At 62.3% G+C, this 12692-nt stretch carries 12 protein-coding genes and 2 tRNA genes; 9 read left to right on the top strand and 5 right to left on the bottom strand.

All coding sequences use genetic code 11. The annotated features are described in order from the left end of the window. Window positions 1-5: 5 nt before the first annotated feature. Entirely contained in the window at window positions 6-296 is a 291-nt protein-coding gene (locus KHP60_RS02965; protein WP_213562077.1) for a hypothetical protein, read from the bottom strand. Window positions 297-537: 241 nt separating this feature from the next. Here KHP60_RS02965 and KHP60_RS02960 point away from each other — a divergent pair, with 241 nt between their 5' ends. From KHP60_RS02960 to KHP60_RS02950, 3 genes are read left to right on the top strand one after another with little or no spacing between them, the layout of a single operon-like run. Beyond that, window positions 538-2247 (top strand): glycosyltransferase family 39 protein, encoded by a 1710-nt coding sequence (locus KHP60_RS02960; RefSeq protein WP_213562076.1) that lies wholly within the window; start codon window positions 538-540, stop codon window positions 2245-2247. A gap of 46 nt (window positions 2248-2293) precedes the next feature. After that, the gene (locus KHP60_RS02955; protein ID WP_213562075.1) at window positions 2294-3028 is read left to right on the top strand and encodes a glycosyltransferase family 2 protein; all 735 of its coding nucleotides are present in this window, start codon (window positions 2294-2296) and stop codon (window positions 3026-3028) included. After that, window positions 3028-3393 carry a lipid-A-disaccharide synthase N-terminal domain-containing protein gene (locus KHP60_RS02950; RefSeq protein ID WP_213562074.1) on the top strand — a complete coding sequence of 122 codons (366 nt, stop codon included), beginning with the start codon at window positions 3028-3030 and terminating at the stop codon, window positions 3391-3393. The genes KHP60_RS02955 and KHP60_RS02950 overlap by 1 nt, the downstream gene beginning before the upstream one ends. Before the next feature lie 23 nt (window positions 3394-3416). Here the strand turns inward: KHP60_RS02950 and metC are convergent, their stop codons facing one another. Then, window positions 3417-4613, bottom strand: a complete 1197-nt coding sequence (gene metC, locus KHP60_RS02945; protein WP_213562073.1) for a cystathionine beta-lyase — start codon at window positions 4611-4613, stop codon at window positions 3417-3419. Between the two features lie 229 nt (window positions 4614-4842). Between metC and KHP60_RS02940 the strand changes: the two genes are divergently transcribed. The 4 genes from KHP60_RS02940 to KHP60_RS02925 all read left to right on the top strand — a co-directional run bounded on the left by KHP60_RS02940 (window position 4843) and on the right by KHP60_RS02925 (window position 9330). Next, entirely contained in the window at window positions 4843-5862 is a 1020-nt protein-coding gene (locus KHP60_RS02940; protein ID WP_213562072.1) for an amino acid ABC transporter substrate-binding protein, read from the top strand. A 133-nt stretch (window positions 5863-5995) separates the two neighbouring features. Further along, window positions 5996-7207: an amino acid ABC transporter permease gene (locus tag KHP60_RS02935; protein WP_213562071.1), complete on the top strand. Its 1212-nt coding sequence runs from the start codon at window positions 5996-5998 to the stop codon at window positions 7205-7207. An 8-nt stretch (window positions 7208-7215) separates the two neighbouring features. Continuing rightward, window positions 7216-8535 (top strand): amino acid ABC transporter permease, encoded by a 1320-nt coding sequence (locus tag KHP60_RS02930; RefSeq protein ID WP_213562070.1) that lies wholly within the window; start codon window positions 7216-7218, stop codon window positions 8533-8535. 78 nt (window positions 8536-8613) lie between these two features. After that, window positions 8614-9330, top strand: coding sequence for an amino acid ABC transporter ATP-binding protein (locus KHP60_RS02925; protein ID WP_152710371.1), 717 nt, complete (start codon window positions 8614-8616; stop codon window positions 9328-9330). Window positions 9331-9393: 63 nt separating this feature from the next. Here KHP60_RS02925 and sseA read toward each other — a convergent pair whose 3' ends face one another. The 3 genes from sseA to KHP60_RS02910 form a co-directional block, all read right to left on the bottom strand. Then, on the bottom strand, window positions 9394-10248 hold the full coding sequence (gene sseA / locus KHP60_RS02920) for a 3-mercaptopyruvate sulfurtransferase (protein WP_213562069.1): 855 nt from the start codon (window positions 10246-10248) through the stop codon (window positions 9394-9396). A 23-nt stretch (window positions 10249-10271) separates the two neighbouring features. Beyond that, window positions 10272-10994: an alanyl-tRNA editing protein gene (locus KHP60_RS02915; protein WP_213562068.1), complete on the bottom strand. Its 723-nt coding sequence runs from the start codon at window positions 10992-10994 to the stop codon at window positions 10272-10274. Window positions 10995-11539: 545 nt separating this feature from the next. Then, window positions 11540-11614, bottom strand: a tRNA-Asn gene (locus tag KHP60_RS02910). 211 nt (window positions 11615-11825) lie between these two features. Here KHP60_RS02910 and KHP60_RS02905 point away from each other — a divergent pair. Next, a tRNA-Cys gene (locus KHP60_RS02905) sits at window positions 11826-11899 on the top strand. 23 nt (window positions 11900-11922) lie between these two features. Beyond that, a complete protein-coding gene (locus KHP60_RS02900) occupies window positions 11923-12585 on the top strand; it encodes a protein-L-isoaspartate O-methyltransferase (protein ID WP_213562067.1) in 663 nt (220 codons plus the stop codon). The last annotated feature ends 107 nt before the right edge of the window (window positions 12586-12692 follow it).

Here is a 12692-nt window from a genome sequence, read left to right as displayed (position 1 = left end):
TAGGATCAAGGGCGATTGTACCGCTCGCGCAGGCGCTCGACCTCGCGCTGCAGGGCGTCGAGCCCGCGCGCAATGTCTCGTCCCATGTTCTCGACGACGCCTGTGCTCGCGGCTACGTCCGGGCAGTCGAGGGTGCCGTCCCGCCGATGCCGGGGCGAGATGCCGCCCTGTGGGGTGAGCAGGTAGGCGCAGCCCGTATCCTCGTCCCGCCAAATCACGGGCTGCTCGAGAGCGGAAGCCGGATGGGCCGCCAGGACCAGGAACGCAATGCTGCACCATCGGAAAGAGTTGTTCATGGCAAGACCTCCAGGCTCGAACCCCACCTTCGAGGGCAAAACCGGTGTGGCGGCCAGGTTCCTTGCGCATCGTGCGGAAAGGGTGCGGAAAGGTGCGGCCGCGTTCAGGTCCGACGCTTTAGCCGCTACCTTCCGTCAATTTGACTTCCCGCCGGGTTTAGACGACATCACGCGGTTTGATGGACCTGTGCCAATGGGAAATCCCGATGGCATGAAGGATTGCCCGCCTCCGGAGTGATTGATGGACGGTTCTGTCCCCCAACAGCGGATGTCTTTGCGCTACCTGTCCGTGGCTCAGCTGACGAGCGTCGTCGAGCGGAGCCATGCGCGGCTCTGCGCCGTTCTCGTGTTGCTCTCGCTCGTGTGCTTCCTGCCGGGCTTCACCTCGCTCCAGCCCATGGACCGGGACGAGCCCCGCTATGCCCAGGCGTCCAAGCAGATGCTGGAGACCGGCGACTTCGTGGACATCCGCTTCCAGGATGAGGCGCGGCACAAGAAGCCGGTCGGGATCTATTGGCTGCAGAGCACCAGCGTCGCCATCGGCCAAGCACTCGGAGTTCCAGAGGCGCGGACCACCATCGCACTTTATCGAATCCCGTCCCTGTTCGGCGCTATTGCGACGGTTCTGCTGACCTACTGGGCCGCCCTTGCGTTTTTCGGGAGGCGAGGGGCTTTCCTGACAGCTGCCTTGATGGCGACCTGTGTGATTCTCATGGTCGAGGCGCGTCTTGCCAAGACGGACGCCATGCTCACCGCCTGCTCCGTCGCGGTCATGGGAGGACTTGCCCGGGCTTATTTGAGCCGTGGGGCCGGGGTTCTGCCCCGGCGGGCTTTGCTGATCTTCTGGACCGGCTTCGCCCTGGGCATTCTGATCAAAGGTCCCCTCATAATCATGTTTGCGGGCCTGACGGCGGCAGTTCTCGCCTACAAGGAGCGCTCGGCGCGCTGGCTCCTCATCCTACGGCCATGGCTCGGCGCCGTCTTCACCCTAGCGGTCGTGCTGCCATGGTTCATTGCAATCACGCTCAAGACCGGCGGGGCCTTCTATTCCGAAGCCGTCGGTCACGACATGCTGGGCAAGGTAGGCACGGCGCAGCGATATCACTGGGCGCCGCCCGGCTTCTACCTGATCTCGTTCTTCGCCACCTTCTGGCCCGGTGCCGTTCTGGCAGCCATCGCGGTGCCGTTCGCGTGGATCCACCGCCGCGAGGAGCCGGTGGCCTTTGCTCTTGCCTGGATCGTACCGTCCTGGCTCATCTTCGAAGCGGTGCCGACCAAGCTGCCGCACTACACATTGCCGCTTCTGCCGGCAGTGGCGATTATCACGGTCATGGCGATCTCGCGCCATTTCGTCGGCCCCCACCGGCCCGCGGCCAAGGTTGCGACTGTCCTGATTCCGTTCATTCCCGTGGGTCTGACCATCGGCCTGTCGACCGTGGGATGGACGTTCGACGGCATGCCGCCCTTCCGGGCGCTTCCGTTCCTTGTCATCTCCTCACTCCTCGCCCTCTGGGCCTGGTGGCTCTTTCTGAAGAACCAGATGGCCCCGACTCTTTGGGCAAGCTTCATCTCGGCCGCCTTCCTGGCCATCGGGGTTTTCGGCTTCGCCCAGCTCGACCTGCGCTCTCTCAAGCTGTCGGATCGACTGGCCGAGGCAGCCCGCAACGTTCCATGCGAAAATCCGCAGGTCGCGACCCTTGGCTATCGTGAACCCAGCCTCGTCTTCCTGACGGGGACGAACCTCGAAATGGTTGAGACAGGGGCGCAGGCCTCCGCCTTCCTGCGCCAGGGCGGGTGTCGTGTCGTCTTTGTGGAAAAACGCTACGAGGGAGAGTTCCGGACAGAGAACGAGCGTCTGAAGCAGCAGCCCACGCTCTCGACCCGTATCCAGGGATTCAATATCAACAGTGGGCGGCGGGTCGATCTCGCGGCCTACACGACGGGCTTCTAGAACCCAATTGCGTTTTGAAGAGGCGGCCAGCAATGGCCCGTAACGGATGACTGACCTTTCCTCAGGGCCACGCATCAGCGTCGTGGTGCCTGTCAAGAACGAGGCGCTCAACATTCTCCCCCTGGTGGAGGAGATCGAGCGCGCCTGCGCACCGCTCTCGCCCTTCGAGGTGATCTATGTGGACGACGGCTCGACGGATGCGACCGTGGACCAGGTTATGGACGCGCGCACGACCCGGCCTTGGCTGCGGCTCGTTCGGCACGAGACGAGTTGCGGGCAGAGCGCGGCCGTTCGCACCGGCGTTCACGCTGCCCGCGGTCCTATCGTCGTTACCTTGGACGGGGATGGGCAGAACGATCCCGCGTTCATTCCCCAGCTCGTGGCGGCGCTCGACGATCCGCAGACGGCCCTCGTTGCCGGGCAGCGGGTAGGGCGCAAGGATGGCACGTACAAGAAATGGCAATCGCGCATCGCCAATGGCGTGCGGGGAAAGATCCTGAAGGACGGGACGCGGGATACGGGCTGCGGGCTCAAGGCCTTCCGTCGTGATGTCTATCTGCGGCTGCCCTATTTCGACGCTCTGCACCGGTTCATGCCGGCCCTGGTCAAGCGCGAAGGCTTCCGGATCGCCCATGTCGACGTGATCGACAGGCCCCGCCATGCGGGTCGGTCCAACTATGGTATGTTCGACCGTCTGTGGGTCGGCATCCTTGATTTAGCCGGAGTCTGGTGGTTGATCCGACGCCGCCGCCGTGTCCCCGCTTCTCAGGAAATCGTCTGATGTTGATGCGTCTTTCCCATGATCTGGGACTTTACTTCTACGACCTGGTCGTCGCCCGGTTCGACCTGTGGGCAGCCTTCGGCGTGCTGGCCCAGTTCGTCTTCGGGGCGCGCTTCCTCGTGCAGTGGATCGCGAGCGAAAAGGCCGAGAAGAGCGTGATTCCCGTCGGATTCTGGATCCTGTCGATCTCCGGCGGCCTGATGACCCTGGTCTATGGCTTCGCCCGCAGCGACATCGTCATCATCCTGGGCCAAGCGTTCTCGATTTTCATCTACGTCCGTAATCTGATGCTGATTGCTAAGGAGAAGAAGAAGACCGGAGGCCAGATCGTCTCCGGTTCCGAAGCGGAAGCTTCGGCAGGGTGACGGCCGCCGAAGCCTGAAACTGCTCAGGCCGCCTGGGCGTCCGTCTCTCGAAGCCGGGCGAATCCGGCGTCGAGATCCCGCTTCAGGTCGTCCAGGTCCTCCAACCCGATATGGAACCGTAGGGCATGGCCGCCGGGCTCCCACGTGGTGGCCGTGCGGTAGGTCGCGCAATTGAAGGGGATTACGAGGCTCTCGAACCCGCCCCAGGAATAGCCCATGCCGAAAAGGGACAGCCCATCAAGCATCGCGGCGAGTGCCCTATCGGAGCAGGGCTTCAGGATGATCGAGAACAGGCCTGAGGAGCCCTTGAAGTCGCGCTTCCAGATTTCGTGCCCCGGATAGCTTTCCATCGCCGGATGCAGCACTCGGGCCACCTCGGGACGGCTTCCGAGCCAATGGGCCATCTCCAGAGCTTGGGTCCCATGCTCCCTCAGGCGCAGCGCCATGGTGCGCAGGCCCCGCAAGCCCAGGAAGACATCCTCTGGGCCCGGACACATGGCGAAGGAATCGTACGTTTCGCGGAGCTGCTTGAAGCAGCGCTCGTTGGCCGAGACCATACCGAGCAGCAGGTCCGATCCTCCGCTGAGATACTTGGTGCCCGCTTCGATGGCGATGTCCACTCCGCGCTCGTGGGGTGGGAAGAGCAGGGGAGTCGCCCAGGTGTTGTCCATGAGGACCACGGCCCCATGCCGGTGCGCCACCTCGGCAATCGCGGGGATGTCCTGCATCTCGAGGGATTGGGAACCCGGAGCCTCCGTAAACACCGCGGTCGTGTTCGGACGGATCAAAGCTTCGATTCCGGCGCCGATCTGCGGGTCGTAATAGGTGGTTTCCACACCAAATTTCGTGAGGACCCAGTTACAGAACTGCCGGGTCGGCAGGTAGACCGAATCCGTGATCAGAAGATGGTCGCCGGCTTTCAGGCATGACATTAGGGCAACCGTGACGGCTGCGAGCCCGGAGGGGGCGAGCACCGTGCCGGCCGCTCCCGTCAGGTCCGTCCAGGCAGTCTCAAGGGAGTTCGTGGTCGGAGTCCCTTTCGTTCCATAGGAATAGCGCCCGCGCCTGTGAAGGAGATCATCGGTCGTCGGATACAGGACGGTGGAACCGCGATAGATCGGCGTATTAATGAAGCCGTGCTGCTCGAACGGCTCTCGGCCGGCATGAACCAGGCGGGTTCGTTCGGATAGGTTTTGGGGCTTTGGAGGGAGTTTTGACATTGCTTCAGGGGCTTGCTGAGGAGATTTCGATCTGAAACCGGGCAGCCGCTGCCGTCAAGTCAGGCAAGAAATGCCTTCCATCAAGACTTGACCAGTGATTAATCATGGAATGTGATGGATCTCGATGCCGCCTCAACCGAGACGGCGCGGAACGGTCTATCGGGGCTCGGCTGGGGGGTGATAACCATAAGCGGCCGAGCCATGTGTACTATTGGGAGAAGATACAAACATGAAAAAGGCTCTCGTATCGATTGCCTTCGGCCTGACAGCCAGCCTGTTCGCAACGGGCGCATCGGCCCAGGCGACGCTCAACAGCGTGAAGCAGAAGGGCTTCCTGACCTGCGGCTCGAACACGGGTCTCGCCGGTTTTGGCCAGCCGGACGCTCAGGGCAACTGGACGGGTCTCGACGTCGATTTCTGCCGCGCCATCGCGGCCGCGATCTTCGACGATCCGACCAAGGTTCGCTTCATTCCGCTCGCCGCCAAGGACCGCTTCACGGCGCTCCAGTCGGGCGAAGTGGACGTGCTGTCCCGCAACTCCACCGCGACCATGTCGCGCGAGACGCAGCTCGGCCTCGACTTCCCGGCCATCAACTATTTCGACGGCCAGGGCTTCATGGTCCGCAAGAAGCTCGGCGTCGCCTCCGCTAAGGAGCTGAACGGCGCTTCGATCTGCACCCAGCAGGGCACCACGACCGAGCTCAACCTCGCCGACTACTTCCGTGCCAACAACATGAAGTACGAAGTGGTGGCCTTCGCGACCTCGGACGAAACGTTCAAGGCCTACGACGCCGGCCGCTGCGACGCGTTCACCACGGACGCCTCCGGCCTTTACGCCGAGCGCCTGCGCGCCTCGGCTCCGGATGATCATATCGTCCTGCCCGAGATCATCTCCAAGGAGCCGCTTGGCCCGGCAGTCCGCCACGGCGACAACCAGTGGGGCGATATCGTCCGCTGGACCCACAATGCCATGCTGAACGCTGAGGAGCTCGGCGTCACCAAGGCGAATGTCGAGCAGATGAAGAATTCCGAGAACCCGGAGATCAAGCGTCTTCTCGGTACGGAAGGCAAGTTCGGCGAGGCCACCGGCCTGACGAACGACTGGGCCGTCCGCATCATCAAGCACGTGGGCAACTACGGCGAGGTGTTCGAGAAGAACGTCGGCGAGGGCTCGCGCCTGAAGATCAAGCGTGGCCAGAACGCCCAGTGGACCAAGGGTGGTCTGCAATACGGCATCCCGGTTCGCTAAGCCGATCCAAGAACAGGGCGCCCGGACATTCCGGGCGCCCTTTCAAAAACGATAAAAGCCGCCCGTTCATGGGGTCAGCCCGCGCATGAACAGGGGAGGACGGCCCGGTATAAAATAAAAAAGCCGTCAGAGGATGAACTCAGTGCAGACCGCTGTCAGTCAGACATCGCCCCCCCAGAAATCGTTCCTATACGATCCCAAGGTTCGTGGAATTTTCTATCAGGTCGTTCTCATCGTCGGGATCGTCTACCTGTTCTATATGGCTGCGACGAATGCCATCGAGAACCTGCAGCGCGCCAAGATCGCCTCAGGCTTCGGCTTTCTCAACAATACCGCAGGCTTCGACATCAGCCAGACGCTGATCCAGTTCAGCGCCGCGGGTGGAACCTATGGCGACGCCTTCATCGTCGGCCTTCTGAACACCCTGCTCGTTTCCGCCATCGGCATCTTCTTCACGACAATCCTCGGATTCGTCATCGGCATCGCCCGCCTGTCCAAGAACTGGATGGTCGCTAAGGTCGCCATGGTCTATGTGGAGGTGCTGCGCAACATTCCGCTGCTGGTGCAGCTGTTGTTCTGGTACATCGCCGTTCTCGGCGCCCTGCCGCAGCCGCGCAATTCACTCGAGATGGGTGCGGGGTTCTATCTCAACGCCCGTGGCCTCTTCATGGCCAAGCCCATTTATGGGCCCAATATTTCGATTCTCGTTGCGGTCCTCCTGATCGGTCTTATCGGAACATTCTTGTACCGCCGCTGGGCCAGGAAGCAGCAGGAGCAGACCGGGCGGCAATATCCCGTCGGCAAGGTTACGCTGGCGTTGGTTCTCGTCCTGCCGGTCTTGACCTGGATCGTCCTTGCCCTGGTGGGTACCAATCCCATCACCTTCGAGCTGCCGCGCAAGGGCACCTTCAACCTGACGGGCGGCATGCAGATCCTGCCGGAATTCGTGGCGCTGCTTCTTGGCCTCGTCACCTATACGGCCGCCTTCATTGCCGAGGTCGTGCGCGCCGGCATTCTCGCCGTGTCGAAGGGGCAGACGGAAGCTGCGGGCTCCCTTGGCCTCACGCCGGGGCAAACCCTTCGCCTTGTGGTGATCCCACAGGCGATGCGCGTGATTATCCCGCCCCTGACCAGTCAGTACCTGAACCTGACGAAGAACTCGTCACTGGCCGTGGCCATCGGCTATCCCGACCTCGTGCAGGTCTTCATGGGAACCGTGCTCAATCAAACCGGCCAGGCCATCGAAGTCGTCGTCATCACCATGGGCGTCTATCTGACGATCAGTCTCGTGACCTCATTCATCATGAATATCTACAATCGCCGTGTGGCGATCGTCGAACGGTAGGAGATCGCATGAGCACCGCCGTCGATATCCCCCGTTTCGTCCGCGCCAAGCAGGTGGAGGCGCTGCCTCCGCCCAATCTGGCGCGCGGCCCTGTCGCCTGGATCCGGGAGAATCTGTTTTCCGGCCCCTTCAACACGATCCTGACGCTGGTGGTGTTCTACCTCCTGTATGTCATCGTTCCGCCGCTGGTCCGATTCTTGCTCATCGATGCGGTCTGGACCGGCACCGACCGGGCCGCCTGCCGCGCCGATACGGGCGGCAGCGAGACCGGCGCCTGCTGGGCCTTCATCTGGGACAAGATCAACTACTTCATCTACGGTTCCTATACGATCTCCGAGCGCTGGCGGGTGGACATGTTCTTCGCTCTTCTGGCGATCGGCGTCGTCTGGCTGCTGTGGCTTCGGGCGCCGCGCCGGGACCTGGGAGCAGTCTACTTTTTCTGGATCTTCCCGATCGTCTCCTATGTCCTTCTGACCGGCGGAAACGCCGATTTCGGCGTCCGTTTCTGGATCGGCTTCGCGATCTTCGGCGCCCTTGTGGTTGCCCTGTTCGCCTTCTTCGCGGCGCTGCTCAAGACCGCCATGCGTCCGGCGCTGATCATGGGCGGCGGCATCGTCGCGGTGATCGGCGTGACCCTGGCCCTCATCGATATCGATTTCGGCTTGGCCCATGTGCCCACGTCCCTGTGGGGCGGCATTCTGGTGACGCTGCTCGTCGCGACAGTCGGTATCGTGGTTTCGCTGCCTTTCGGCATCGTGCTGGCGCTGGGGCGGCGCTCGAAGCTCCCCATCGTGCGGATGGCCTCGGTGATCTTTATCGAGTTCGTGCGCGGCGTGCCGCTGATCACCGTGCTGATCATGGCCAATACCATGCTGCCGCTGTTCCTTCCCGGCGACATGACGGTCGACCGCCTGCTGCGTCCTCTCATCGGCACGGCGCTCTTCGCCTCCGCCTACATGGCCGAGGTGGTGCGCGGCGGTCTCCAGGCCATGCCGAAGGGCCAGTATGAAGGCGCGATGTCCCTGGGCCTCAACTATCCGCAGATGATGACCCTCATCGTCCTGCCGCAGGCCCTGCGCATCGTGATTCCCGGCATCGTGAATACCTTTATCGGCCTGTTCAAGGATACCTCGCTCGTCGCCATCGTCGGCATCTTCGATCTGGTGAAGACCATCGAAGCCTCCCGCATCGACCCGAACTGGGCGGCTCCGACCATCGGTATTACGGGCTATGCCTTCGCGGCCCTGTTCTATTTCGTCTTTTGCTTCGGAATGTCACGGTACTCGCTCGGCGTCGAGCGGCGCCTTGCGTCAGGTCAGAATCGGTAAACACTCATGGCGACCACAATGTCATCCCAAACTCTCCGCACCGTCGACATCGACCCTAAAGCCGAAGCCGCCGTTCAGATGATCGACGTGCACAAGTGGTACGGCGAGTTCCACGTGCTGCGGGACATCAACCTCAATGTCAGGCGCGGCGAGCGCATCGTCATCTGCGGTCCCTCGGGCTCCGGCAAGTCCACGATGATCCGCTGCATCAACCGCCTGGAGGAGCACCAGAAGGGCCGCATCATCGTCGACGGCACGGAGCTCCTCAACGATCTCAAGCGCATCGACGAGGTTCGTCGCGAAGTCGGCATGGTGTTCCAGCACTTCAATCTCTTCCCGCATCTCACGATTCTCGAGAATTGCACGCTCGCGCCGATCTGGGTGAAGAAGATGCCCAAGAAGGAGGCGGAGGAGATCGCCATGCACTACCTAAAGCGGGTCAAGATCCCCGAGCAGGCGAACAAGTACCCGGGCCAGCTCTCCGGCGGACAACAGCAGCGCGTGGCGATCGCCCGCTCGCTCTGCATGAGCCCCAAGATCATGCTGTTCGACGAGCCGACCTCGGCGCTCGATCCCGAAATGGTGAAGGAAGTGCTCGATACCATGGTGGGCCTCGCCGACGAGGGCATGACCATGCTCTGCGTCACCCATGAAATGGGCTTTGCACGCCAGGTGGCCGACCGGGTGATCTTCATGGATTACGGGCAGATCGTTGAGATGAACACCCCGGACGAGTTCTTCAAGAACCCACAGCACGAGCGCACCCGGCTGTTCCTGAGCCAGATCCTTCACTGAGACGAATCCTGCGAAACGAAAAGGCCCCGAGATGTCTCGGGGCCTTTTTGTTGGTCTGTGTGTTCAGGCTTTCTTCGCCGGTCCCGTCTCCACGGGCAGATCCTCCCGCGCGCCCCATTCGGACCATGAGCCGTCATAGATGGCGTCGGCGGGACGCCCCAAGGTCTCGAAGGCGACAGACAGGATGGCGGCGGAGACGCCGGACCCGCAGCTGGCGATGATCGGACGTTCGAGGTCGAGCCCGGCCTGGCGGATCGCTTGCTCGATGCTCGCCTTGTCCTTCAAGCGGCCATTGTCGACGATTTCGCTCCAGGGGAGATTTCTGCTCCCGGGAATATGACCGGCCTTGAGGCCGGGGCGGGGCTCGGGCGCCTCTCCTCTGAAGCGGTCGGCCGCGCGGGCATCGACCACCTGGGCCGCGCCTGATCCAATTGCATCCCGAACCTCGGCGATATCGGCAACGACCGAGGCGTCGAAGGACGGCGTGAAGGTCTTGGCCTCACGAGGTTTCTCGGGACCCGTCTCGATCGGGTGCCCCTCGGCTTTCCAGGCCGGAAAGCCCCCTTCCAGAATCGAAACGTCGCGAGCCCCGAACACCTGAAACATCCAGCGAACGCGCGGCGCCGAGAAGAGGCCGATGCCGTCATAAACGACAACGGTCGTGTCCTCGCTGATTCCCATGGCGCCCGCGGCCTTCGCGAAATCCTTCGGCGAGGGAAGCATGTGGGGCAGGGAGGACGACGTGTCCTTCACCGTATCGATGTCGAAGCGCACAGCGCCGGGAATGTGGCCTGCGAGGTATTCGGCCTGCGGGTCGCGGTTCTGGGTCGGGAGATACCAGGAGCCGTCCACGACCACGAGGTTCGGATCGTTCAGGTGCTCCTGCAGCCAGGAGGTCGAGACGAATGGCTGGGACATTGGCAGTTCCTTGAGAGATGAGTTCAGTCGACCAGGGAGATGCGAACGCGGCGATTCTGCTTGCCCTTCTTCTCGATGTCGGTGATTGCGACCGTGCCGATCTCGCCGGTGCGGCGGACATGGGTGCCGCCGCACGGCTGGAGGTCGATTCCTTCGATTTCCACCAATCGGACGCGGCCCGATCCGCGTGGCGGCTTCACGGACATGGTCTTCACGAGCCCCGGATTGGCATCGAGTTCCTCGTCCGTGATCCAGCGCTCCGTGACCGGCGCATCGCGCTGGATCAGCGCATTGAGCTTCTCCGTAATCTCCGCCTTGTCGAGGCCGGCGTCGGGAATGTCGAAATCGAGCCGCCCGTCGCCCTCGCCGATGGCGCCACCGGTCACCGGGTAGGGCAGGACGACGCTGAGCAGGTGAAGCGCGGTGTGGACGCGCATGCGCCTCAGGCGACGGGGCCAATCGAGCTGCAGTTCTACCGTTTCACCTGCTTCGAAGCGCGATGCCGCCTCGGGCCCGACGAGATGAACGACCTGTGAGCGGTCGGCGCCGTAAACCGCATTCGTGATGTCGAACCGGTCGCCGTTCGCCCTCAGGACAGCACCCACGTCTCCCGGCTGCCCGCCTCCTTGAGCATAGAACACGGTCTGATCCAGAACGACGCCACCCTCCGGAGTGGTCCCGAGAACGCGGGCTTCACAGGAAGCGGCATAGGCATCATCGCGGAAAAGAAGCGTGGTCGCGGTCATGATCGTCTCGAGTTATGAACAGGCTGAGCAGCCCATGCGGAAAATGAGGGGCGATGCTGACGGCAATGAGCTTTGCGGGTCAAGTCGCTTCGTTGGTCGAATGTCAGGAAAGTGCCTCAGCCACGCCGTGAAGGCTGCGGAGGCTTCAAACGCGCGAGACCAGGGGGCGACGGTACCGGGACAGGTCTGGCTCAGCCTGATTTCCGCTCAATCGAGAAGATGGGACGGGCGCCTCAAGGTTTGTGGATGAAGGCCAAAGGCTGTCATGCCAGCTTAGGCACGAGGGTGCGGAAAGCGGGCAGCATTGTCCAGCGAATGCACTGCGTCCGAGCCGTTTTCGACAACAGCAAAGCACAGAACCTGCGATCGGCTTGCCGCGGCTGCGGCGAGGGCAGGGAATCGGCGAGACGATGATCGTCAGACCGGGATAGGAGATCGTGAACCGGTGCTCATGGCACCGGATCATAGTCACGCTTCGAACCTGCGATACAACGCATGGCCGAGGGGGGCCGATTGGGTCTGCCGGGGATGAGCACTGGAAAGGTTGGCTCCGGCGGTAGGATTCGAACCTACGACCAACGGATTAACAGTCCGCTGCGCTACCGCTGCGCCACGCCGGAATAAGCCACACCTTTCAAAAAAGCCTTATATCGGCTTCATGAGCGCCGCGGAAGTCTCTGAGGACGTCTCCTTCGGCGAGGTGGGAGGCATATAGCACGGGTTTCGACGGTTGCAAGTGCATTGTTGGCGCACGGGACCGAAAAGGGCCTGTTGCTCTTTGGGGGGATGGTTGCTATGGAGCAGCCGTCGCGGTCGCGACACGCCCCGGATGGCCTCGTGGCGGAGTGGTTACGCAGAGGACTGCAAATCCTTGCACCCCGGTTCGATTCCGGGCGAGGCCTCCAACAAATTTCTGAAGGCTCTATCCATGGTCGATTTCACCCAGGCGCGCCGCATGATGGTTGATGGCCAGCTGCGCACTTTCGATGTGAACGACATGTCTCTCCTGGATGCCATGGACAGCGTCCCGAGGGAGCTCTTCGTGCTTCCAGGCCGTGAGGCACTTGCCTATATCGATCAGGATATCCTCGTCAGTGATGGCGGCGAGACCCGCTATATGCTTTCCCCAATGATCCTCGGCCGCCTGATCCAGGCGCTCGAGATCGATGCAGGGGACAAGATCCTCGATGTCGCCTGCGGCCGGGGCTACGCCTCGGCGGTGTTCCATTCGCTCGGTGCCCAGGTGACGGCTCTCGAAGCGGATGAAGCTCTTGCGGCTGCTGCCAGGCAGTGCCTGAACGCCGCCGGCGCTGGCGATGTCACTGTCGTGACGGGGCCTCTCGAACAGGGCCATGCCGCCCACGCCCCCTATGACGCCATTCTCTTGAACGGCTCCGTCGAGGTTCGTCCTGAGGGCCTCCTCCAGCAGCTGGCTGAGGGCGGCCGTCTCGTGTGTGTCAAGGGGCGGGGACGTGCCGCCCGGGCCATGCTCTATGTCCGCTCTGGCGATGCCATCGGCGAACGCAGCCTGTTCGAAGCTGCGGCACCGCTCCTGGCACCCTTTGTCCAAGCTCCGGGCTTCTCGTTCTAATTCCTTTCAGATCCTTAATTTCCTCGGCCGGGAGTGTCGCTTTTTTGCGCCACTCCCAAGCTAAAATCGAGTTGGCTCTAACGCGCTGTTGCCGACTCTGTTCCCTT

The organism is Microvirga sp. 3-52 (genome assembly GCF_018383585.1).
Taxonomy (GTDB): domain Bacteria; phylum Pseudomonadota; class Alphaproteobacteria; order Rhizobiales; family Beijerinckiaceae; genus Microvirga.
This window is presented reverse-complemented; position numbering and strand designations above follow the sequence as displayed.

Bases quoted from the DNA above. Each gene is read 5' to 3' on its own strand.
- KHP60_RS02965 (WP_213562077.1), bottom strand. From the start codon at position 296: ATGAACAACTCTTTCCGATGGTGCAGCATTGCGTTCCTGGTCCTGGCG.
- KHP60_RS02960 (WP_213562076.1), top strand. From the start codon at position 538: ATGGACGGTTCTGTCCCCCAACAGCGGATGTCTTTGCGCTACCTGTCC.
- KHP60_RS02955 (WP_213562075.1), top strand. From the start codon at position 2,294: ATGACTGACCTTTCCTCAGGGCCACGCATCAGCGTCGTGGTGCCTGTC.
- KHP60_RS02950 (WP_213562074.1), top strand. From the start codon at position 3,028: ATGTTGATGCGTCTTTCCCATGATCTGGGACTTTACTTCTACGACCTG.
- metC (WP_213562073.1), bottom strand. From the start codon at position 4,613: ATGTCAAAACTCCCTCCAAAGCCCCAAAACCTATCCGAACGAACCCGC.
- KHP60_RS02940 (WP_213562072.1), top strand. From the start codon at position 4,843: ATGAAAAAGGCTCTCGTATCGATTGCCTTCGGCCTGACAGCCAGCCTG.
- KHP60_RS02935 (WP_213562071.1), top strand. From the start codon at position 5,996: ATGAACTCAGTGCAGACCGCTGTCAGTCAGACATCGCCCCCCCAGAAA.
- KHP60_RS02930 (WP_213562070.1), top strand. From the start codon at position 7,216: ATGAGCACCGCCGTCGATATCCCCCGTTTCGTCCGCGCCAAGCAGGTG.
- KHP60_RS02925 (WP_152710371.1), top strand. From the start codon at position 8,614: ATGATCGACGTGCACAAGTGGTACGGCGAGTTCCACGTGCTGCGGGAC.
- sseA (WP_213562069.1), bottom strand. From the start codon at position 10,248: ATGTCCCAGCCATTCGTCTCGACCTCCTGGCTGCAGGAGCACCTGAAC.
- KHP60_RS02915 (WP_213562068.1), bottom strand. From the start codon at position 10,994: ATGACCGCGACCACGCTTCTTTTCCGCGATGATGCCTATGCCGCTTCC.
- KHP60_RS02900 (WP_213562067.1), top strand. From the start codon at position 11,923: ATGGTCGATTTCACCCAGGCGCGCCGCATGATGGTTGATGGCCAGCTG.